Source organism: Pseudoxanthomonas sp. (assembly GCF_051953815.1).
Taxonomy (GTDB): Bacteria; Pseudomonadota; Gammaproteobacteria; order Xanthomonadales; family Xanthomonadaceae; genus Pseudoxanthomonas_A.
In genome coordinates this window covers 45,691-67,374 of the sequence record NZ_JBQCIJ010000034.1, presented here as the reverse complement: position 1 = coordinate 67,374, position 21,684 = coordinate 45,691, and the positions used below count along the sequence as shown (strand labels likewise).

At 68.6% G+C, this 21,684-nt stretch carries 15 protein-coding genes; 5 read left to right on the top strand and 10 right to left on the bottom strand.

The window, feature by feature from the left end; genetic code table 11:
- Positions 1–88: 88 nt before the first annotated feature.
- From ACTHN1_RS09020 to ACTHN1_RS09005, 4 genes are all read left to right on the top strand, one after another.
- On the top strand, positions 89–1,552 hold the full coding sequence (locus ACTHN1_RS09020) for a serine hydrolase domain-containing protein (protein WP_440470616.1): 1,464 nt from the start codon (positions 89–91) through the stop codon (positions 1,550–1,552).
- 8 nt (positions 1,553–1,560) lie between these two features.
- Positions 1,561–2,082 (top strand): nuclear transport factor 2 family protein, encoded by a 522-nt coding sequence (locus ACTHN1_RS09015; protein WP_440470615.1) that lies wholly within the window; start codon positions 1,561–1,563, stop codon positions 2,080–2,082.
- Positions 2,083–2,212: 130 nt separating this feature from the next.
- A complete protein-coding gene (locus ACTHN1_RS09010; RefSeq protein WP_440470614.1) occupies positions 2,213–3,061 on the top strand; it encodes a hypothetical protein in 849 nt (282 codons plus the stop codon).
- A 71-nt stretch (positions 3,062–3,132) separates the two neighbouring features.
- A complete protein-coding gene (locus ACTHN1_RS09005; protein ID WP_440470613.1) occupies positions 3,133–3,459 on the top strand; it encodes a hypothetical protein in 327 nt (108 codons plus the stop codon).
- Positions 3,460–3,934: 475 nt separating this feature from the next.
- Here ACTHN1_RS09005 and ACTHN1_RS09000 read toward each other — a convergent pair whose 3' ends face one another.
- The 7 genes from ACTHN1_RS09000 to ACTHN1_RS08970 all read right to left on the bottom strand — a co-directional run bounded on the left by ACTHN1_RS09000 (position 3,935) and on the right by ACTHN1_RS08970 (position 16,051).
- The gene (locus ACTHN1_RS09000; RefSeq protein WP_440470612.1) at positions 3,935–4,768 is read right to left on the bottom strand and encodes an aldose epimerase family protein; all 834 of its coding nucleotides are present in this window, start codon (positions 4,766–4,768) and stop codon (positions 3,935–3,937) included.
- Positions 4,758–5,795: a glycoside hydrolase family 43 protein gene (locus ACTHN1_RS08995; protein ID WP_440470611.1), complete on the bottom strand. Its 1,038-nt coding sequence runs from the start codon at positions 5,793–5,795 to the stop codon at positions 4,758–4,760. The genes ACTHN1_RS09000 and ACTHN1_RS08995 overlap by 11 nt, the downstream gene beginning before the upstream one ends.
- Positions 5,792–7,294: an MFS transporter gene (locus tag ACTHN1_RS08990; RefSeq protein ID WP_440470610.1), complete on the bottom strand. Its 1,503-nt coding sequence runs from the start codon at positions 7,292–7,294 to the stop codon at positions 5,792–5,794. The genes ACTHN1_RS08995 and ACTHN1_RS08990 overlap by 4 nt, the downstream gene beginning before the upstream one ends.
- A 61-nt stretch (positions 7,295–7,355) precedes the next feature.
- Positions 7,356–10,058, bottom strand: a complete 2,703-nt coding sequence (locus ACTHN1_RS08985; RefSeq protein ID WP_440470609.1) for a glycoside hydrolase family 3 C-terminal domain-containing protein — start codon at positions 10,056–10,058, stop codon at positions 7,356–7,358.
- Positions 10,059–10,071: 13 nt separating this feature from the next.
- A complete protein-coding gene (locus ACTHN1_RS08980) occupies positions 10,072–11,775 on the bottom strand; it encodes a glycoside hydrolase family 43 protein (RefSeq protein WP_440470608.1) in 1,704 nt (567 codons plus the stop codon).
- 101 nt (positions 11,776–11,876) lie between these two features.
- Positions 11,877–13,877: a sialate O-acetylesterase gene (locus tag ACTHN1_RS08975; protein ID WP_440470607.1), complete on the bottom strand. Its 2,001-nt coding sequence runs from the start codon at positions 13,875–13,877 to the stop codon at positions 11,877–11,879.
- A complete protein-coding gene (locus ACTHN1_RS08970; protein WP_440470606.1) occupies positions 13,874–16,051 on the bottom strand; it encodes an alpha-glucuronidase family glycosyl hydrolase in 2,178 nt (725 codons plus the stop codon). The genes ACTHN1_RS08975 and ACTHN1_RS08970 overlap by 4 nt, the downstream gene beginning before the upstream one ends.
- A gap of 113 nt (positions 16,052–16,164) precedes the next feature.
- On the opposite strand from ACTHN1_RS08970, the gene ACTHN1_RS08965 reads away from it, so the two are divergent.
- On the top strand, positions 16,165–17,223 hold the full coding sequence (locus ACTHN1_RS08965) for a LacI family DNA-binding transcriptional regulator (RefSeq protein WP_440470605.1): 1,059 nt from the start codon (positions 16,165–16,167) through the stop codon (positions 17,221–17,223).
- A 68-nt stretch (positions 17,224–17,291) separates the two neighbouring features.
- Here ACTHN1_RS08965 and ACTHN1_RS08960 read toward each other — a convergent pair whose 3' ends face one another.
- Genes ACTHN1_RS08960 through xylB form a run of 3 tightly spaced genes read right to left on the bottom strand, consistent with a single transcriptional unit; the run spans position 17,292 to position 21,615 of the window.
- The gene (locus ACTHN1_RS08960; protein WP_440470604.1) at positions 17,292–18,701 is read right to left on the bottom strand and encodes a sugar porter family MFS transporter; all 1,410 of its coding nucleotides are present in this window, start codon (positions 18,699–18,701) and stop codon (positions 17,292–17,294) included.
- Between the two features lie 50 nt (positions 18,702–18,751).
- A complete protein-coding gene (gene xylA, locus ACTHN1_RS08955; protein WP_440470603.1) occupies positions 18,752–20,086 on the bottom strand; it encodes a xylose isomerase in 1,335 nt (444 codons plus the stop codon).
- A gap of 35 nt (positions 20,087–20,121) precedes the next feature.
- Positions 20,122–21,615 (bottom strand): xylulokinase, encoded by a 1,494-nt coding sequence (gene xylB / locus ACTHN1_RS08950; protein WP_440470602.1) that lies wholly within the window; start codon positions 21,613–21,615, stop codon positions 20,122–20,124.
- Positions 21,616–21,684: the final 69 nt, after the last annotated feature.

Below are 21,684 nucleotides of genomic sequence, written 5' to 3'. Positions count from 1 at the left end.
ACGCGTGCGATGCACGCCTCGTAGCGTGGAGCGGGACTGCGTCAGGTACGGACGATAGGGTGATCTCCCCAGGACAGGAGCTCACGCCTTGATCAGTCGAACATTCAACTTCCACGCGTTCCGATCGGCCTTGTCCGTCGCTGCCCTGCTGCTCTGCGGCGTGAGCGCGCAGGCGGCCGCCGCGGACACGTGCGGCAGGGAAAGTCAGGATGCCGCATCGACCACTGCCCAAAAAATCCTCGATACGCTGGCAACAATCAATGGCGTTCCCGGGATGGGAGCGTCAGTGTGGCACGACGGACAGGTCGCGTGGGTCGGCTGCACGGGCTGGCGCGATCTCGAATCCCGCGAGCCGGTCGAGCGCGATACCCGTTTCCGGCTGGCGAGCGTTTCCAAGCTCATCGGCGCGACCGCCGCGGGACGATTGGCGCAGGACGGCCAACTCGACATCGATGCGCCCATCGGGGAAACGCTCCCGTGGCTGCGGGCGCCATGGTCGAGCATGACGACGCGGCAGCTGGCGGCGCACATCTCCGGCACGCCGCATTATTCCGAGCACGAACTGGACACCCTCGGGCACGTTCATTATCCCAACTCGCGCGAGGCGTCCGGTATCTTCTCGCACCGTCCGCTCGTGGCGAAGCCGGGCACCGCATACCGCTATTCGTCCTGGGGATACACGCTGCTGGGCGCCGTCATAGAGGCCAAGTCGGGACGGCATACGATCGACTACCTCGCGGACACGCTGACCGGGGGACTCGCCATTGCCGCGGACTCCGACGATCCGGCCGGCCGGGCGTCCGCGCTGTACGACATAGAACATGGCGTCGCTTCGCGCGTCGCGCGAAGCGATATGAGCTACACGTTGCTGGGCGGAGGCCTGGCGGCCACGCCCGAGGCGTTGGTTTCCTTCGCAGGACGCATCCTCGCGCATCAGGCCATCCGTCGCGACACCTGGTCCTGGATGCTGCAACCGACCCGCTTCGCCAATGGAGCGCCGGTACACGCCGCCAATTACGATGTCGCTTTCGGATGGCGTGTCGGCTCCGATCGCGATGGCGCGCGGATCGCCCATCACGCCGGCACGACCACCGGCGCCCGCAGCATGCTCATGCTGTGGCCCGACCATGGCGTCGCGTCCGCCGTGCTTTCCAATGCAAGCTGGATCGCCACGATGGACAGCACCGCCGAACTCCTCGCCGCCCCTTTCCGGCCCGCGCCTTCGGGGCTCGTTCCCGCGGCTTGCCCGGTCGGGCGGCGTTATGCAGGCACGTGGGAGCGCACCAAGGTGGAAGGAAGCGCAATCTTCCATCTGGAACAGGGGCGCTGCGTCGGAACGATCGAGGCGTCCGGCGCCCTGCGCGACCACTTCCACGACGCGTATGTGTGGCCGGAACAGGCCCTCAAGGTGGTATCGCTCTCCTCCGACGGGGGCCTCTCGCGTGCGGCATTGATCACTCCATTTGGGCTCTACGACCTGCGCGCGACCCATCCCAACCAATGGTCCGTCCAGCTCAGCCCAGGCAAGGCGCTTGATCTGACGATCCCGTGACGCCGGGCATGGCTTCTTTCGGACAGGAGTTACCGTTCATGTATCGATATCTACTTGCGCTCGCCGTCCTGCTGCTTTCATCCAGCGCGCGTGCCGGCGATGCCAATACGGGAAAACAGGAAATCCTGGCGGTCGTCGAGTCCTTCAGGACATCCATCATCGAGAAGGATGAATCACGGTTCCTGGGCCTTTTCCTTCACGACCGCGTGACCTGGCAACAGGCGCTTTCCGACGAGCAGCACAGGCGTTCCCAGGCCAATGCGCCCGGCGCACAAAAGGCCGCCATCGAGCCCCGGAGAACACCGGCGACCTTCATCGCGGGCATCGCGCGCTCGGCCGCCGATATCGAAGAGACCTTCGACAACCTGCACATCGACACGGATGGAACCGCCGCATCCGTCGCGTTCGATTTCCGGTTCCTTCGCGACGGCGAGGTCCGCAATGAAGGCCGGGAGTACTGGCTCCTGGTCAAGACGGAGGCGGGCTGGAAGATCGCCGCGGTCGTCTGGTCGCGCAATGTACAACCCTAGCGGATCCGCCCTGTTCAAATCCGCGCTTTCCGGCCAACCGGCCTGGCGCATGCCACACACGCTTCGCCGCAGGCCGCGTGACCATGCGACCGGCATGATCAAGAGTTGGGTGTCCCTGATGGAGCTCCCCATGAATGCGGTTTTCCGTTCGTCCGGCGCGATCCTCGTGCTCATTTCGGCACCGGTGCTCGCGGTCGCCGGAGAATGCGACGTCAACTTCCGGACCGAAGGCGACCCGCGCAACGGCGCCGAATACGCGACCTCGGCGCGATTGGCGGACACCACCCCCGCGAGCGCGCTGGGGCAACTTCAGGCCATCGCCGCCGCCGATGGATTCAGGGTCTTGAACGAGGACCTTGGCGCGGGCACCTTGTCCATCGAGCAGTCCAAGGGGGTGCGACCGTTCCTGATCCACTGGTCTGCGCGAAGTGTCGGAACCGCCACCGAGGTGGCGGTCAATACCCGGTTGAACCGTGGCGCGACGGCACGTGCGGAAGACATCCGCAGCGGTATGTGTGGAATGGTTGCACGCATCAAGCCGGGCGCCGCCGGCGAAGCGCTCGCGGCGCAGGCGCGCAAGGCGTCCGACCGCGGGCAGGTGGTGGCGATCACCGCGGTCGCGCTGGGCGAAGAACTTGGCAAGGCCCGGCGAAGGACGCCTCCGGAGATCCTGGCCGCGCGCTACCGCGGGCGCCGCTACACGGTCGATGGTCAGGTAAGCGCCCCGATCGAGACCGGCGCCGGCTTGCAGATCTGGTTCTCCGTATACCAGGGCGATGGCGGCTGGTTGCTGGGACAAACCCGTGATCAGCGCAATTCGATCGTCTGGCCGGTGGTCACCTGCGATGTCGCGCCGGAGCATGCGGCGCGGGCGATGAAGCTCAATGAGAAGGATTGGGCCACGATGACCGGAACCGTCCACGACTATCTGCCCGGAGCGCCGGATCGGCTCGCGCTGAAGGATTGCCGCTTCAATTGAACATCGGCGTGCCCGGGCGTCGATGGTTTCCGTTGCTTCACTTCCCTGATTCCCGAACAAGGAGCACAAGCTTGAATACCTCATTGCGTTTGGCCATCGCTGCATCGGTCGCCTTGACGGCGGCGGGCTGCTCGACGATCGCCGCCAAGACCAACACCCTCACCGACGAAAGAGTCATCGCTCAATCGGCGGGAGTGCTGGGCTATGACCCTTCCGAACTGACACTGGTCAGTCGCACGACCGAAGGCACCAATACCTACGCCAACCTGAAGGCGAAGGACGGCACGGCGTTCACCTGCGTGATCAATGGCGGAAACCTGTTGTCCTTCGGCATGACGAATCCGCCGACCTGCGGCCGGAAGGGCGAGCCCGTCAAGGCAGGCCCCTTCCAGAAGTAGCCGGAGTCACTGCGGTTCCGGGGCGGCGCGACAGGGCCGCCGCATCCCTTGCGAAGAACCCGCCGCGCCAACGGCATTTCGGCGTGGTGCGGCGGATCACCCGTCGATTTCATGGCGCACGAATCGACAGCCGGGAGCCGGACCGCCATCCGCGCGCAGTTCGAGGATGACGAACTGGATATGGTTTTTCCGGTTCCGGACACAGTCGCCGGCCAGACGCGTTCGTTCCGAACATCCCGTGAAGCCCCGGGGCGGAGGTCGATTCCGTTCGCGAACGCCGTGGCCCGCGTCCGCATTGTTTCAGACGGGTTTCCGATCCGGATGGGGAAGGACTTGTGGAGCTCATGCCCCTGCCGGAATACCTGCATGACGAATGACCATCGTCCGGATCCTCTACTGTTCCGAAGATGGATTGATTCGGACTTTCCGAAGACAAACAACGCCAGCACCCCGTCCGTTGATTACCGGCACCGCTTCATAACCACCGGAACTCGGTCCACATCGCCAGCGTCTGGCCGGCCTCGACGGTCCGGGGTTCGAGATTGAATCCATCCGGCGGACCGGTCTGCGGTTCCACGCAGGTGGCGTGCGCCGCGGCGTCGTAGATGACCCAATGGTTGCAGTCGGAGGTGATCCGGAGCCGCTGCGCTCCGCGTTCCAGCACGGCGCCTTCGGCGATGAAGCCGTCGTCCCACGGACCTGGCCGGGGTGGGATCGTGGGCAGGGTGGCGATGCCGTCCTGGTCGCGCGGATACATCCTGTCGGGATGGAAGATGAAGCGGTCGGGTTTGCGGAACCAGGGGTGCCAGCCGAGGACGGCCGGCATCGCTTGCTCGCCGGCCTGCACGGACAGATCCAGCCGCAGGCCGTGGTCATGCAGGGTCATCGCCTGCCGCGCCAGGCCGCCGAAGGGCCAGTAGTCGTCCCGTGGGAGCGGCAGCGACAGGACCGCGGCGTGGTCGCCACTGGCGTCGATTCGCCAGGGACGGGAGAAGCCGACGCCGTGGATCGCGTGCCCGCTGAAGTTGGCGGGAAGCTGGTAGCCGCGCCCGCCGAACCGAAAGTGTCCTCGGCGCACGCGGCCGGCCCAGGGCACCATCGGGTAGCAGCCCCAGCCGATGGTTTGCGGCCAGCCCTCGTCGGGGCCGATCAGCCAGTCCACGCCATCGACCCGGATCTGCGCGATGCGGCCGCCGGCGGCGGGCGCCAGTTCGACTTCAATCGCGCCCCGGCGCAAACGGATCGTCCCGCCCGGCGGCATCGGGGCGGAGGCGTCGTCGCGGGGCGAGCGCTCGATCTCACTCGCCATAGGGATGAATCGTGCGGATGCGGCCATGCGCATCGTGGTGCAGCTCGGTGCACTTGACGGTGCGCAGATGGGTGACGCCGCCGGACAGCAGCGCGTCGTGATAGAACAGGTACCACTTGTCGGCGAAGGCGCAGATGGAGTGGTGGGTGGTCCAGCCGACCACCGGAGTCAGGATCACGCCCTGGTAGATGAAGGGTCCATAGGGACTGTCGCCCACCGCATAGCAGAGCAGGTGGGTGTTGCCAGTGGAGTAGGAGAAGTAATACCGGCCGCCGTACTTGTGCATCCAGGCGCCTTCGAAAAACCGCCGCGCGTGATCGTCCGCGCGCAGGGGCTGGCCGTGTTCGTCCAGCAGGACGATTTCGCGCGCGGGTTCGGCCAGCGTCGTCATGCCGGCGTCGAGCCGGGCCACGCGCGGGCCGAGCGCGGGTGCATCGCCGACGGGTTCCTCGTTGGCCGGATCGTGGCGGTTGTCGCGGTACTTCTGCAGTTGCCCGCCCCAGATGCCGCCGAAGTAGAGGTAGTGCTCGCCGTCGTCGTCGTTGAACACCGCCGGGTCGATCGAATAGGCGCCCGCGATGGGCTCGGGTTCGGCGATGAACGGACCTTCGGGGTGGTCGGAGACCGCCACGCCGATGCGGAACAGGCCATCGGCCTGCTTGGCCGGGAAGTACAGGTAGTAGCGCCCTTCCCGGCAGGCGGCGTCCGGCGCCCACATCTGCCGGTCCGCCCAGGGCACGTCGCGCACATGCAGGGCGACGCCGCAGTCGATCGCCGGACCCTCGGGCGAATCCATCCGCAGCACGTGGTAGTCCTCCATGACGAAATGCCCGCCGTCGTCGTCGAAGGCCGCGTCGCCATCGATGTCGTGGGACGGATAGAGGTACAGGCGCCCGTCGAACACGTGCGCGGACGGGTCGGCGGTATAGAAGCCGGTGATCAGCGGCGCGGAAATCGCGCGGGCGGTCAGGCGTTCCAGTTCGGTGGCCGGGATTGTCGGTTCTGCGTGGGTCGGGGTGTCGTTCATGGCGCGGAAATCCCGGCTTGCGGGGGGGCGGCGGAATGGCGGCGCTGGCCGAGTTCGCGCTCGATGCGCGCCTCCATCCGCTTGTCGATTTCGTAGATGAAAAGCAGCGCCACCGCGATCAGGAAGGGAATCGAGCAGTAGACGCTGACCGTCAGGCGGATGCCGTCCACGACGGCGGCGGGCTGCGCCTGCGCCCCGGCCTGGTAGCCATAGTGGGCCAGGATGCCGGCGACCAGCGCGCCGCCGGTGCTGAGGCCGATCTTCAGGCCGCACAGCATGGCGGAGAAGATGATGGCGGTGGCGCGGCGATGGTTCTTCCATTCGGAATAGTCGGCCACGTCCGCGATCATCGCCCACAGCAACGGAATCGTGATGCCGTAGCAGAAGCCGTGCAGCATGAAGGCGAGGAACACCCATCCCACCGCGGTGGGTGGAAACAGATAGAAGGCCAGCAGGAACACCGTCGAGACCAGCAGCGCGACGCCGAAGACATCGCGCTTGCCGAACCGGTCGGCCAGGCGCCGCGACACCCCGATGCCCAGGATCATGCAGACGATGCCGCCGCCGTTGAACAGGCTGAAGGTCGAGGTGGCCGGATCCTGGGGCCATTGGAAGCCGGCCAGGCCGGCGCCGGTCAAGGTGGCGTTCAAGCCGGCGATCAGGCCGTTGAAGCCGGAGTCGCGCAGGAAGCCGGCAAGCGCGGCCTCGCTCATGTAGTACTGGAAATAGTAGATGTAGGTGCCGCCCTTCAGCGCCAGGTTGGTGAACACCAGGATCGTCAGCGCCAGCATCACCTGCCACGGCCGGTTGCGCGCCAGATCGGCCAGGTCCTGCAGCACGCCCGCCGATTGCTCGCGGGTGGGGACGATGCGCTCGCGCGTGGTGAGGAAGGTGATCAGGAAGAACACCGTGCCGACGACGGCGAACACCGTCATCACGCTCTCGAAGCCGCGGACGCGGTCGCCGTCGCCCAGGATCAGCACCAGCGGCAGCAGCAGCACCTGGATGATGAACTGGGCGATCATCACCGCCACGAACCGGTACGAGGACAGGCTGTTGCGCTGGGCCATGCTGCCGGTGAGCACGCCGCTGAGCGCCGAGTACGGCAGGTTGTTGGCCGCGTACACCAGCACCAGCAGGGAATAGGTGCCCAGCGCGTAGACGACCTTGCCCCGCTCGCCCAGCTCCGGCGTGCTGAAGGCCAGCAGCGACAACACGCCGAACGGCACTGCCGTCCACAGGATCCACGGCCTGAACTTGCCCCAGCGGGTGCGGGTGCGGTCGGCCGCGATGCCGATCAACGGCGTGAACACGAAGGCGCCCAGCAGCCCCACCACGAAGATGATGGTGGCCGCGGTCGCGGCCGGCAGCCGGTAGACATCCGTGTAGAAGAACGCCAGGTAGGTGATGAGCGTCTGGAAGATCAGGTTGGCCGCCAGATCGCCCAGGCTGTAGCCCAGCTTCTCCCGGATCGACAGCGGTTGCTCGTTGCTGGACATGCGTGCTTTCCCCCTGGCATCGGTGCCATGCGCTTCCGGCGATGCCGGTCCCATGATGGAATCAGTCATCGGCGGCCTTCACTTCGAACTGCGCGATGGCGCGCGCATCGGCGCTGGAACCGCCCACCCTCACCTCGTAGCGGCCCGGCGGGACGGTGTAGGCCTGGCGGGTTTCGTCATAGCGGCGCAGGGCGCTGCGCGGCACCAGTTCGAACTCCAGCGTTCGCCGCTCGCCCGGCCGCAGGTGCACGCGCTGGAAGCCGCGCAGATCCTGCACCGCATCGCCAGGACGGGCGTCGGCCGGGCGCACATACAATTGCACGACCTCGTCGCCGGCGCGCTCGCCGGTGTTCTTCACCCGCACCTTGACCCGCAGCCGGGCGTCCGCGGTCACGGCGCGCCTGTCCACGCGAAGGCGCGCATAGTCGAAGCGCGTGTACGAAAGCCCGTGCCCGAACGGATACAGGGGCGTGCCGCGGAAATAGCGGTAGGTCCTGCCTTCCATCGCGTAGTCGTCGAACGCCGGCAGGACCTCGTCCGCGCGGTAGAAGGTGACCGGCAGGCGACCGGCCGGACTCACGTCGCCGAACAAGGCTTCGGCCACGGCCGAGCCGCCACGCTGCCCGGGATACCAGCTCATCAGGATGGCCGGCAGATGCGCGTCGGCCCAGTCCACCGCCAGCGCCGATCCCCCGGTGAGCACCAGCACGACCGGCTTGCCGGTGGCGTGCAGCGCTTCCAGCAGTTCGCGCTGAGGCGCGGGCAGGCGCAGGTCGGTGCGATCGCCGCCGGCGAAACCCGGATAGTTGACGGTCATCTCCTCCCCTTCGACGTCGCCGGTCAGCCCGCCGGCGAAAATCACCACGTCCGCGTTCCGCGCCGCGTCCAGCGCCTCCTCGAACGGCGGCTTGGCACCCGGCTTGCGCCAGGCCAGCCGGACCGCCGCGTCGCGTTCGCCATCGTAGTATTCCAGCCGCAGGTCGTAGGCGCGGCCGGCTTCCAGATCCAGATCCACGCCGTCGCTGCGCAGGCGATCGGTGGCGGTCCAGTGATCCAGCACCCGCTTGCCGTCCAGGTACAGGCGGAAGCCATCGTCGGCCGCCGCCTCGATGCGGTACCTGCCCGATACCGGCGGCAACAGCTGGCCGCTCCAGCGGATGCTGAAGCCGTCGTTGGGAATCCCCTGCCCCGGCGCGGCCTCGCCGCGCGCGAGCAGGTTGTCGGTGGGCGAGCCGCGATCCCAGCGGAATCCGATCTGCGCGTCGGTGCGCACCAGCGCCGGGGCGCCGGACAGATCGCGACTGCGGAAATATTCGCCGTGCAGGCCGCGTTCGGCCGAATCCGGCGACGGCCGCAGATAGGTGGCTTCGATCAGCGGCGTGGCCGCCGGATCGTCGCGTCCCTCGACCAGATCGACGCCGCGCGCATAGCTCACCTCGATGCCCGGCGCGGCCTTGCGGATGCCCTGCAACAGGGTCACCGGCGCGGCCGGCGTGCCGAAGTAGTTGCCCAGCAGCGCCATGGTGTCGTCGGCGGTCGGACCGATCACCGCGATGCGCTTGAGCGTGCGCGGCAGCGGCAGGATGCCGTCGTTCTTCAGCAGCACCAGCGACTCGCGCGCGGCCTTCAGCGCCAGCGCATCGTGGGCAGGCGCCTGGTTGACGCTGTACGGGATGCGCGCCCAGCGCACGCGCGAAGGCGGATCGAACATGCCCAGCCGCATCCGCGCCGCGAACAGGCGGGTCACCGCGTCGTCGATGTCCGCCTCGCTGATCAGGCCCTGGCGCACCGCGGCCGGCAGCGTGGCGTATTCCTCGCCGCATTCCAGTTCGGTGCCGTTCCTGACCGCCAACGCCGCCGCTTCCTCGCGGGTGCCGACGATCCTGTGGTTTTTCCAGATATCGACGATGGCCCAGCAGTCGGACACCACGTAGCCGGTGAAACCCCAGTCGCGCCGCAGCACGTCCCGCAGCAGGAACCGGCTGGCGCTGGCCGATTCGCCATACACGCGGTTGTATGCGCCCATCACCGCGTCGACGTGGCCCTCCTTCACCAGCGCTTCGAAGGCCGGCAGGTAGGTGTCGTACAGATCGCGCCGGTCCGGGCGCGCGTCGAAATGGTGGCGGTCGGCTTCCGGACCGCTGTGCACCGCGAAGTGCTTGGCGGTGGCGTCGAGCTTGCGATGGACGGGATCGTCGCCTTGCAGGCCGCGCACGAACGCCACGCCCATGCGCGCGGTCAGGTAGGGATCCTCGCCGTAGGTTTCCTGGCCGCGGCCCCAGCGCGGATCGCGGAAGATGTTGATGTTCGGCGACCAGAAGGTCAGCCCCTGGTAGCGGCCGTGCGCGCCTTCGCGCACGAACTGGTGGTGCTTGGCGCGCGCCTCGTCGCTGATGGCGGTGGCCACCTCGCCCATCAGCGGCACGTCGAAGGTGGCGGCCAGGCCGATGGCCTGGGGAAACACCGTGGCCTGGCCGGCGCGCGCGACCCCGTGCAGGCCCTCGTTCCACCAGTCGTAGGCGGGTACGCCCAGGCGCTCGATGGCGGGCGCGGCGTTCTGCATCTGCGCGGCCTTTTCCTCCAGCGTCATGCGCGCAACCAGCGCCGCGGCGCGTGCCTCGAAAGTGCGGCCGGTGTCCAGCCAGGGCTCCGGCCCGGCGGCCAGCGCGGGCGCGGTCAGCAATGCGAGCGCGCACGCCGCCAGCGCGCGCAGGCCGGTTGCCGCGCGCGGAACCACGCGATGTTCCGGATGTGGAGTCGTCATCGGTCTCTCCCGCTCAATGGGTTCGTTCGTCGCGCGCGAAGGGGCCGAGCAGCGTGCCGACGAAACCGCCGGCCCGATCAGTGCTCAGCACGGTGCCGTCGATGCCGCGCGCCAGCGATTGCCAGCCGCGGCCGTCGCCGGTGTCGAACGCGAATCCGTAGGCGCCCTCGTCGCCGTCGATCTTCAGCCGCAGCGTGTCGCCGGCATCGACGTCGCGGGTGGCGAGCGTGCGCGCCGCGCCCGCACCCCAGCGCCCTTCCAGGAACACCTGCAACCGGCCGGTCGCCGATGGGCGGACACCGAGGAAGTACCAGTGCGTCTCGCTCTGGAACGCCGCCAGCCCGGCGGCGATCCCGGGGCCGGGACGCGACATCGCGGTGCTGGCGTCGAACCGCAGGTGTTGCTGGCGGCGACCGAGAAACGCCGGATTGCGCAGCGTGTCCAGGCCTTCGGCCAAGGGATGGATGGCCAGCGCGCCGGGCCGCGCCGCCAGATCCGCCCAGTCCCGCCGGGGTACGCGGACACGCAGCCAGTCGCGTGCGAGCGCGGTGCCGTCGAACTCGTCGCGGTGGACGAAGTTGCCGGTGGACGGCGCCTGCGTGGCGGTGTCGCGCATCCACGCGGGCGCCCGCACGACGTAGGGAATGACCTGCCCGGCCGGCAGGATCACCGGCCAGCCGTCGCGCCATTGCACCGGCAGCAGATAGGTTTCGCGGCCGGTGTTGTAGTGGCGCCGCTGGTAGTTGCGGCTGGCCAGGAACACGGCCCACCAGGATCCGTCCGGACCTTCGACCAGATCGGCGTGGCCGGCGTTGGTGATCGGCAGCGGCCGATCCACGGGCAGATCGCGCTGGGTCAGGATGGGATTGCCCGGGTACGGCGCATACGGTCCCCAGACATTCCGGCTGCGCAGCACCACCTGCGAATGCTGCGGCCCGGTCCCGCCTTCGGCGTCGGACAGGTAGTACCAGCCATCGCGCTTGTACAGGTGCGGTCCCTCGATCCAGATCGGATTCTTTTCCGGTTCGACGCCGCCATCGATCAGGACCTTGCGCGGCCCGACCGGCTGCAGCCGCTCCAGATCCAGTTCCTGCATCCAGATCGCGCGATGGCCGTCGTAGCGTGGCGCGCCCACGGGTTCGTCGTTGTTGAGCAGATAGACCTTGCCGTCCGGATCGAAGAACAGCGACGGATCGATGCCGCCGATGGTGGGCAGCCAGTGCGGATCGGACCAGGGCCCGGCCGGATCGCGCGCCGTGGCGATGAAGTTGCCGCCGCTGTCGGTGGCGGTGGTGACCACGTAGAACACGCCGTCGTGGTACTCGATGGTGGGCGCGAAAATGCCGCGCGAAACGCTCAAGCCGTCGAAATCCAGCTGCGTGGGCCGGTCGATGACATTGCCGATCTGCGTCCAGTGCACCAGATCGGCGCTCTCGAACACCGGGATGCCGGGATAGAAGGTGAAGCTGGAGTTGACCAGATAGAACCTGCCGCGCGCGCTGACGATGCTGGGGTCGGCGTGGAAACCGGCCAGCACCGGATTGCGGTAGTGCCCGTCCGGCAGCGGCGCTTCGAACGCGGCGTCGCGACCGGTGTATTCGAACCAGTCGAAGAACACCGGCGCCGCCGCGGGTTCCCGTGCCGATCCAGGCTGCGATACCTGGGCCTGCGCGGTGGCCAGCAGCAGGACCAGGCCGCATGCGAGCAGTGCGCGCATCCCCGCGCGTGTGCCTGTCCGGCGCGGCCGCATGCCACGCGTTGGCGGAGTCTGGATGTCGGATGCGCATGCATGGATTGGATTGCAGGAAGGCGTGGCCATCAGGGCGTCCCGGTTGCGTTCAACGAAAGTTCGAAAGGTCCGGCGGGCAAGCCGGCGGCATCGCGCAAGGTGCAGATCGGGCCATCGGCCCAGCAGTAGCGCACGCGGTCCACGTCGCCGGCGCGCGGCGCGGCAAGCACCACGCGATCGCCGTCGATGGCCGCCTCCGCGTAGCGGCAGCTCCCGGCGGCGCGGCCGCACAGCTCGAATCCGATCGGGCCGTTGGCGCCCGTCGCCGACAGCGCTTCCGTCACGCCGTCGAATGTCACCACCACGGCATCGGGCGTGCGCCGTGCGCCGCGCGGCACCGGTCCCGAAGGCGCCAGCGCGCGCTCCCCGTAGATCACATGGCGCGCGGCGCGCGCCAGCCGCCGGGCCAGTTCCTGCTTGTTCGGCGGATGGATGTCGTAGGCATCGCCGATGTCGACGGCGATCGCCAGGCCCGAACGCGGATCCTCCGCGACGACCCGCCGCTGCGCCTCGCGAACCTCGGCCCAGCCGCTCTCGCGGGGCGCCGAAGGCGGCATGCCGTAGCCCGCCAGTTGCACCACCAGCATCGGCACGCCTTCGCCCAGTTGCGCGCGCCAGGAAGCGCGCAGCATCCGCAGCTGCGCCGCGTAGCGGGGACCGTCTCCCGTGTTGGACTCGCCCTGGTACCACAGCATGCCGCGCAGGCCGTAATGGCCCAGCGGCGCGATCATGCCGTTGTACAGCGTGGACATGCCCGCCGCCGCCTGCCAGGGCGCACGCGGCGGCGCGTCCGCACCCGGCGCGGGCCGGTAGCGCCAGCCCTGGTCCAGGATCACGCGGGTTCCATCGTCGAAGCGCAGCGCATGCGCCGCCAGCGGGCCGGCGAGTCCCCCGTCACGGTAGGTATCCAATACGTTGACCACAACGCTGTTGGCGCCTTCCCGCAGCACACCGGGCGGCAATCCGTAGGCGCGTGGCTCACCGGCGCCGTCGCTGCTGCCGACCGCGACGCCGTTAACCCAGGTCATGTCGGTCTCGTCGGCCGGTCCCAGTTCCAGGACCGCGCCGCGCGCGGCCTGCGCGGCGGTCAGCTCCACCTGCGTGCGGTACCACATCATGCCGTCGTAGGCGGCCAGTCCGGGCACGCCCCAGCGCTCCCAGGCGCCCAATGCATCCGGCGCTTTCCGCCACGCCGGATCGGCGGACGCGTCGGCGCGCCAGGGCGCGTCGTTCGCCATCGTCTCTTCGCGCGCCGTCCACCAGCGTTGCCAGCGCGCGCCCCACTTAGCGAGGGCGGCCGGCACATCGGTGGCGTACAGGGACAGCACCTGCAGGTCTTCGTCCGCCTGCCCGTCCGCGCGCAATGCTTCCACGGAGGTCCACGCTTCGATCCGGGAACCGCCCCAGGCCGCCTGGATCAGGCCCATCGGCACGTCGATCGTCTTGCGCAGTTCGCGGGCGAAATAGAAACACGCCGCCGAGAAATCCCTGACCGATTCCGGCGAGGCCGCCTGCCAGCGCGGCGACTCGCGAAAACGCGGCTGCGGCGCGATGGCGCCCGCCCGCGGCACCGTGAACAGACGGATGCCCGCGTCCGTCGCGGAGGCGATCTCGCTGGCCGCATCCAGCGAGCGCCATACCGGCAGTTCCATGTTCGACTGCCCGGCGCACAGCCAGACATCACCGATCCACAGATCGCGCACGGTCCGCACCGCCTCGCCCGCCTTGACGACCAGCACGTGGGGCCCACCGGCCACACGCGCGGGCAGGATGGTTTCCCACGCGCCATCGGCGCCCGCCCGCGTGGTCGATGCCGCGCCGGCGAAGGAAACCTCGACCCGCTGCCCCGGCGACGCCCGGCCCCAGAGTCGCAGGGGCGCATCGCGCTGGAGCACGGCGTGATCCTGGAACAGCGCGTGCAGCAATTCCGCGGGCGGCGCGTCGTGCGCATGCGCATGCGCGCCATGCAACAACAGGCATGCCAGTGCGGCACAGGCCAGGCGGATGGCGAACGCGGACCACCGACTCATCGCCCGTCTCCTGGCGCGTAGGGAAACTGCAGGGCCTGGTAGTACTCCAGGGGCCGCGATGGCGGCGCTTCGCCGGCGGGCAGCGGCAGGCCGTTGAGGGACTGGAAATAGGCGACGCTGGCGTCGCGCCACCATTGCGCTTCCTGCTGCTGGATGCGCAGGAACGCACCTACCTCGCGGTGGCGTGCCTCATCCACCTTGCCGCGCAGGCCTTCCCAGGTGCCGCGCATGGCGCCCACCCGGGCGACACCGTCCGAGTAGCGGTGCACCAGCTCGCTCCACAGCGTGCGCCCGGAACGCATGCGATGGTCCCAGCGCACATGGTGGAACCACAGCAGGTAGCGCTCCGGAACGCGTCGAACATCGCCGAACTCGCGCGCCACCGGCGCCGCGTACTGGGCCACCGCGTTGCTGCCGTGGACGCCGCGATCAAACCCGATGCCATCGCGATCGGCGCGGTGGTAATAGACCGATGTCCATTCCGCGCGCGGGCCGCCGTCCACCCACGGCCCCGGGCCATAGTGGTGGCCGCGCGCCATCAGATGGTGCAGTCCCAGCGGCGTCATGTAATCCACCGCCGCCTCCCGCGAGGCCATCATCATGTCCACCACCGGACGCACCACCTCCGGATCGGGCGAGAACGTCATCGCGACCCAATCGCGGGCGATGTCGCGCGCGGACTGGTGGGGATTCCAGGCCAGCCTGCCGAACGCGTACCAGTTGGCCTGGTCGAAATGGGAGCCCGTCCAGTTGCGGTCGGTCCCCACGTTGGCCACGCCCGCCATGCCGGTCAGCGCCGCGCCGTGCAGGGATCCGTCCACGACCCTGGCCACGGTGGAGCCGGGGCCGCGCATGTGCGTGTCGGCGCGCAGCGTCTCCTCGTAGAGGGTTCCGAGGTAGACCAGATGCGTGGCGAAGCCCAGATACTCCTTGGTGATCTGGAACTCCATCATCAGCGGCGTCTCCGGCATCGCGCCGAACAGCGGATGGAACGGTTCCCGCGGCTGGAAGTCGATGGGGCCGTTCTTCACCTGCAGCAGCACGTTGCGGCGAAACCCGCCGTCCAGGCGGATGAACTCGGCGTAGGCCTGCGTGGCGCGATCCGCCGGCACGGCGTGCGAGTAGACGAAGGCGCGCCACATCACCACGCCGCCGTGATCCGCCAGCGCGTCGGCCAGCAGGTTGGCGCCGTCGGCATGCGAGCGGCCGTAGTCCTGCGGGCCGGGCTGGCCCTCGGAGTTGGCCTTCACCAGGAAGCCGCCGAAATCGGGAATCAGGCGGTAGATCTCATCCGCCTTGTCACGCCACCAGCGCCGCACGCGCGGATCCAGCGGGTCGGCCGTATCCAGTCCTCCGATCTCCATCGGTGCGCTGAATCGCGCGCTCAGGTATACCCGGATGCCATACGGACGGAAGACATCGGCCAGCGCCGCCGCCTTGCGCAGGTACATCGGCGTCAGGCTCAGGGCGTCGGCATTGACGTTGTTGAGCACCGTGCCATTGATGCCCAGCGAAGCATTCGCCCGGGCGTAGTCGGTGTAGCGCGGATCCCGCCAGTCCGGCAGTTTGTGCCAGTCCCATAGCGACGCGCCCGCGTAGCCGCGTTCGACATGCCCGTCCAGATCGTCCCAGTGATTGAGCACCCGCAGCTTGACGCGCGGCGTCTCGCGGATCTCCAGGTCGCCGATCGGAGCGGCGGTCTGCAACAGCCGCAGCAGGTGGAACACCCCGTACAGCACGCCGATGTCATTGCGGGCGGCGATCACGGTGACCTGTTTCGCGCCGACCCACGTCCGCCGGATGAGATAGCCTTCCGCTCCCAGGCCGTCGATTTCCTTCCGCAGCGGAACCAGCCAGGGCGACGAATCGGGCGTGCCCAGCAACAGCGCGCCTTCGCCGGGTGCGCCGGCATGCGGGCGCGGCGATTGGCCCAGCAGGCCCTCCAGTCCCTCCAGCAGTTCCGCGCGCGCGGCGCGCTGGGTCGGCGTCGCGTCAGGCGCGATCAATTCGCGGAAGCGCGCGCGGTATTCCTCCGCGCGTGGCGGATCCACCGGGACGTAACGCATCCACAGGGCATGGCCGTCTTCGGCGCGGGCCGCGCCGGCCAGCAGCACCAGCCACAACAGCATGAACCGCCACGACAGGTCGCCCCGAACATTCGTTAGCGCTAACATGGTGCGGCCGGACGGACGCGCGGGCGTGCTGTGTTCCATCATCTCGCCGCGTGCCTGGACCGGATCGGGCCGCCGCGGGAAGCCGCCGCCACCGCCGAAGAAAGGAAAACGGGTTGGATAAAGCGAACAAGCCGGTCCGCCGCAAGAGCAGCGGCGTGACCATCGATGAAGTTGCCGCCCTGGCCGGCGTATCCACGATGACCGTCTCGCGCGTCATCAACGGCAAGGGAAAGGTGCGCGACACGACGCGCGAGCGGGTGATGCGGGCGGTGCGCGAGTTGGACTACACGCCCAATCTGGCCGCAAGTTCGCTGGCGGCGGCGCAGCACACGCGCATCGCCCTCATCTACACCAATCCCAGCGGCGCCTATCTTCGCGAACTGCTGCTGGGGCTGTTGCGCGTCGCCTCGCGCACGGCCGTGCAACTGGTGGTGGACTACTGGGATGGCCTGGACGCCGGTGCCGAACGCGACGCGGCGCGCGCGCTCGCGCGCAGGGTCGATGGCGTGATCCTGCCGCCCCCGCTGTGCGAATCGCGCATCGCGGTGACCGAACTGGTCAAGGCCGGCGTACCGGTGGTCGCGATCGCGTCGGGACGGTTCAGCCAGGACATCGGCTGCGTCCGGATTGATGACTTTGGCGCCGGCAAGGAAATGGCCGGGCACCTGATCGCACACGGGCATACCCGGATCGGATTCATCCGCGGCCGCAACGATCTGAGCGCCAGCGCGCGGCGGTATGACGGATTCGTCACCGCCCTGCACGAGGCCGGGCTCGAAGTCGACGCCGATCTCGTCCAGCAGGGTGACTACACCTACCGCTCCGGCCTCAAGGCCGCGGAGAAACTGCTGGCGCGCCGCAAGCCGCCGACCGCGATCTTCGCCAGCAACGACGACATGGCCGCGGCCGCGGTTTCGGTCGCCCATCGGCGCGGACTGGACGTTCCCCGTGACCTGTCGGTGGTCGGCTTCGACGATACCTCGGCCGCGACCACGGTCTGGCCCGAGCTGACCACGATCCACCAGCCCATCGCATCCATGGCCAACGCCGCCGTCGACATCCTGCTGCGCGGCATCCGGCGCAAGGGCGAGAACGCGCGCGTGCTGGTGGATCATGTTGTCCCGTACCGACTCGTCAGCCGCGAATCGGTGGCGCCGCCCGGGCGCCGATAGCGCATCGCGCACGCCCGCCGGGCCGGGCGGCAAGATCGCGACACTCCGGTTCCGGCGTCGCCGCGCGCTCATCCTTCCATCTGCTCCAGTTCCTTGCCCTTGGTCTCGCGTACGTACTTCAGGACGAAGAACACCGAAATCACCGCCGACACCAGATAGATGCCATAGGTCGTGGCCAGGCCGATGCCGGCCAGCAGGATCGGGAAGGTGACGGTGATCAGGAAGTTGGCCGTCCACTGCGCCGCGCCGGCCACCGCCAGCGCCGAGCCGCGGATCTGGTTGGGAAACATCTCTCCCAGCATCACCCACATCACCGGGCCCCACGAGATGTTGAAGAACACCACGTAGGCGTTGGCCGCCACCAGCGCCAGCGTGCCCATGCCCGCGGGCAGTTGCAGGTGCCCATCCACCAGCGCGCCGCTGGAAAACGCCCAGACCACCAGCGCCAGGGCCAGCGCCATGCCGGTCGAACCCAGCCAGAGCAGCGGCTTGCGTCCCACCCGGTCGATCAGCAGCACGGTGACGATGCACGCGCCGATGCTGAGCGCGCCGGACAGCACGTTGATCAGCAGCGCGTCGGCCTCGGAAAAACCCACCGCCTGCCACAGCACCGCGCCGTAGTAGAACACCACGTTGATGCCCACCAGCTGCTGGAAGGTGGCCAGGCCGACGCCCACCCAGACGATGGGACGGATTCTGCCGGTCGCCTTGCTGACCAGATCGGACAGGCGCGGCCGGTGGTGATCCTCGGACAGCGAGGCATCGATCTCGGCCAGTTTCACCCGCGCCTCCGCCGCGCCGAACAGGCGGGTCAGCACCCGCAGCGCTTCGTCCTTGCGGCGCTTGACCACCAGATAGCGCGGACTCTCCGGAATGGTCAGCAGCAGCAGCAGGAACAGCAGCGACGGCACCGTCATCATCCAGAACATCCAGCGCCAGGCCGGCTGGCCGACCCACAGCGTCCCGGTGGAGGCGCCCGCGGCGTTGGCCAGCAGGTAGTTGCTCAGGAACGCGGCGAACAGGCCGCTGATGATGGCGATCTGCTGCACCGTGGCCAACCGGCCGCGATAACGCGCCGGCGCCACCTCGGCGATGTAGGCCGGCGACATCACGCTGGCCGCGCCGACCGCGAAACCGCCCAGCACGCGGGCGGCCACGAAGACCAGCGAACCGGTCGCCGCGCCGGAGCCGAACGCCGACAGCAGGAACAGCACCGCCGAAATGATCAGTACGCTGCGGCGCCCCCAGCGATCGGCCAGGCGGCCGGCGAAGAACGCGCCGACCGCGCAGCCCAGCAGCATCGACGCCACCTCGAAGCCCAGCCCCGCCTTGCTCGATCCGAAGGCCTGCTGCAGGCCGTCCACGGTACCGTTGATGACCCCGCTGTCGAATCCGAACAGGAACCCGCCGATGGTCGCCACCACGCTGATCAGCACGATCAGCCGGGTGTTCTCGTTGTCCGTCAATGCCTGGCTCATGTCGCCCTCCCCTCGTTCAGTGCTTGGCCGCGCCGCGGCCGCGTCCGCGTTCAGCGCAACAGGTACTGGTTGAGCAGATTCTCGTAGCGTTCCTGCTTGCCGCTGATCTGGCGGGGCTCGCCGTTGCGCGCCGCCAGCGCCGCGAGTGCCGGCAGGTCCAGACCACCCGCCTCGAAGTCCTTGCCCGCGCCGCTGTCGAAACTCGCATAGCGTTCGGCGCGCCACTGTTCCCACGGCGATTCCGTCAACAGGGCATGGGCGACCTCCAGGCCGCGCGCGAACGCGTCCATGCCGCCGATGTGGGCGAGGAACAGGTCTTCCAGATCCGTCGACTCCCGGCGAACCTTGGCGTCGAAGTTCAGGCCGCCCTCCAGCCCGCCCTGGCGCAGCACCACCAGCATCGCGCCGACGGTGTCGTACAGGTCGGTCGGGAACTGATCCGTATCCCAGCCGTTCTGCGCATTGCCGCGGTTGGCGTCGATGCTGCCCAGCAGGCCGTGATCGGACGCCACCTGCAGGTCGTGCTCGAAGGTATGGCCCGACAGCGTGGCGTGGTTGGCCTCGATGTTGAGTTTGAAATCCTTTTCCAGCCCGTGCTCCTTCAGGAAGCCGGCGACGGTGGCGCTGTCGAAATCGTACTGGTGCTTCATCGGCTCCATCGGCTTGGGCTCGATCAGGAAGTTGCCCTTCAGTCCGATGCTGCGGCCATGGTCGCGCGCCATCGTCAGGAAGCGGGCGAAGTGCGCGAGCTCGCGCTTCATGTGGGTGTTGACCAGCGAGGCGTAGCCTTCGCGGCCGCCCCAGAACACATAGTGCTCCCCGCCCAGTTCCACCGTGGCCTCCAGCGCGGCCTTCACCTGCACGGCCGCGCGGGCGACCACGGCGAAGTCCGGATTGGTGGCCGCGCCATTCATGTAGCGCGGATGCGAAAACAGATTCGCGGTACCCCAGAGCAGTTTCGTTCCGGTCGCCTGCTGCCGTTCCTTCGCCAGCCCGACCATGTGCCTGAGGTTCTTCTCGTAGGTGGCGATGTCTTCCGCGTCCGGCGCCAGATCCACGTCATGGAAGCACCAGTACGGCACGCCCAGCTTGCTGAAGAACTCGAACGCCGCATCCACCTTGGCCTCGGCGGTGGCCATCGGCGAACCGGCTTCCCACGGAAAATGCCGGGTGCCGGGACCGAACGGATCATGGCCGGCGTTGCAGAACGTGTGCCAGTAGCAGACGGCGAACTTCAGGTGCTCGGCCATGGTCTTGCCGCCAATCTTCCTGTCCGCGTCGTAGATCTTGAAGGCCAGCGGGTTGTCGGATCCGCGGCCCTCGAACGGGATGCGGCCGATGCCGGGAAAGTATTCCTTGGCGCCAATGAAGGGCTGCGTGCTCATGATGGGTTTCCTTTGGGTTGTGCCGGGAGGAGGCGTCAGCCGCGTTGCAGGGGCGTGACGGCGTCGAGGTATTGGAGGAAGCGCCGGTAGGCGCTGGCGTACGCCTCCCTGCGGGAAGGTTCGGGTACGGTCGACAACGCCGGCTCGATGGCCACGTGCGCGCGCACGAGTTCGGCGATGGAATCCTGCGCGCCACCGGCGCGATTCCACGCCCACAGCGCCTGCAACGCCGCGCCGAAGGCCGCGCCTTCGGCATGCCGCGGCACGTCCACCGGCAAACCGAACACATCGGCCACCAGTTGCCGCCACGCCGCGCTGTTGGCGCCGCCGCCGGTCAGCACGATGCGGTCGAAATGCATGCCGGCGCGGACGAAGGCGTCGTAGCCGTACTTCAGGCTGTAGGTCGCCCCTTCCATGGCGGCGCGGTACAGGTGCGCCGGCGTCGTGTTGTGCACGTCCATGCCGGCCAGAACGCCCTTGCCCTGCGGCAGATCCGGGGTACGTTCGCCCGTGAGGAACGGCAGCATCACCAGCCCATCGGCGCCGGGCGGCGTCGCCTGGATGCGTGCATCGCCGTCACGCGTGTCGAAGCCGAACAGGCGCGCGACCTGCTCGGTCGCCACCGTGCAGTTCATCGTGCAGATCAACGGCAGCCAGCCACCGGTGGACGAACAGAACGCCGCCCATGCGCCGGCCGGATCGACCACGGGCCGGTCGGCGTAGGCGAACAGCGTGCCGGAGGTGCCCAGGCTCATCGCCAGCCGTCCCTCGGCCACGCAGCCGGTGCCGATGGCCGCCATCATGTTGTCGCCACCACCGGCCGCCACTTTCGCGCCGGCGGGCAGGCCGAGTTGCGCGGCCATCGCCGGCGCGATGTCGAACAGCGCGTCCGGCGCGACGATCGGCGGCAGGCAGGCGGCCAGGTCGCGATCCGGGTCGGTGGCGTGCAGCATCGCCTGGGACCAGGTGCGCGTGCGCACGTCCAGCCAGCCGGTGCCGGACGCATCGCCGAACTCGCAGAAGCGTTGGCCGGTCAATACGAAGTTGAGGTAGTCGTGCGGCAGCAGGATCGTCGCCAGCCGCGCGTACGCCTCGGGCCGGTGCTTGCGCGTCCACGGCAGCTTGGACGCGGTATAGCCGGCGAGGATCGGGTTGCCCGCCAGTTCGATGGCGCGTCGCGCGCCGCCGACCGCCGCCATGATCTCGTCGCACTCGCCCGCCGTGCTGGTGTCGTTCCACAGCTTGGCCGGCGCCAGCACCTGGCCGTCGGCGTCCAGCGCGACGAAGCCGTGCTGCTGGCCGGACACCGCCAGCGCGCCGATGCGCGCACGCACGCCGGGGTCGATCCGGGCGAAGCATTCCCGCATCGCCGATACCCAATCCGCGGGCGCCTGCTCGCGGCTGCCGTCCTCGCCGCCGGTCAGCGCCAGCGGCATGCTGGCGGCGGCGACCACGACGCGCGCGTCCGGGTCGTACACCACCACTTTCAGGCTCTGCGTGCCCGCGTCGATACCGGCGGTCAGTCTCATGCGAAATCCCCGGAACAAAAAGTTAGCGCTACCATTTCATCGGCAAAAAAAATCCGCTCCCGCGAATGC

Excerpts from the sequence above, each read along its gene's own strand:
- ACTHN1_RS08975 (WP_440470607.1), bottom strand. The coding sequence starts at position 13,877 with ATGAGTCGGTGGTCCGCGTTCGCCATCCGCCTGGCCTGTGCCGCACTG.
- ACTHN1_RS08990 (WP_440470610.1), bottom strand. The coding sequence starts at position 7,294 with ATGTCCAGCAACGAGCAACCGCTGTCGATCCGGGAGAAGCTGGGCTAC.
- ACTHN1_RS08985 (WP_440470609.1), bottom strand. The coding sequence starts at position 10,058 with ATGACGACTCCACATCCGGAACATCGCGTGGTTCCGCGCGCGGCAACC.
- ACTHN1_RS09000 (WP_440470612.1), bottom strand. The coding sequence starts at position 4,768 with ATGGCGAGTGAGATCGAGCGCTCGCCCCGCGACGACGCCTCCGCCCCG.
- xylA (WP_440470603.1), bottom strand. The coding sequence starts at position 20,086 with ATGAGCACGCAGCCCTTCATTGGCGCCAAGGAATACTTTCCCGGCATC.
- ACTHN1_RS08995 (WP_440470611.1), bottom strand. The coding sequence starts at position 5,795 with ATGAACGACACCCCGACCCACGCAGAACCGACAATCCCGGCCACCGAA.
- ACTHN1_RS09015 (WP_440470615.1), top strand. The coding sequence starts at position 1,561 with ATGGCTTCTTTCGGACAGGAGTTACCGTTCATGTATCGATATCTACTT.
- ACTHN1_RS08970 (WP_440470606.1), bottom strand. The coding sequence starts at position 16,051 with ATGTTAGCGCTAACGAATGTTCGGGGCGACCTGTCGTGGCGGTTCATG.
- ACTHN1_RS08980 (WP_440470608.1), bottom strand. The coding sequence starts at position 11,775 with ATGCGCGCACTGCTCGCATGCGGCCTGGTCCTGCTGCTGGCCACCGCG.
- xylB (WP_440470602.1), bottom strand. The coding sequence starts at position 21,615 with ATGAGACTGACCGCCGGTATCGACGCGGGCACGCAGAGCCTGAAAGTG.
- ACTHN1_RS08960 (WP_440470604.1), bottom strand. The coding sequence starts at position 18,701 with ATGAGCCAGGCATTGACGGACAACGAGAACACCCGGCTGATCGTGCTG.
- ACTHN1_RS09010 (WP_440470614.1), top strand. The coding sequence starts at position 2,213 with ATGAATGCGGTTTTCCGTTCGTCCGGCGCGATCCTCGTGCTCATTTCG.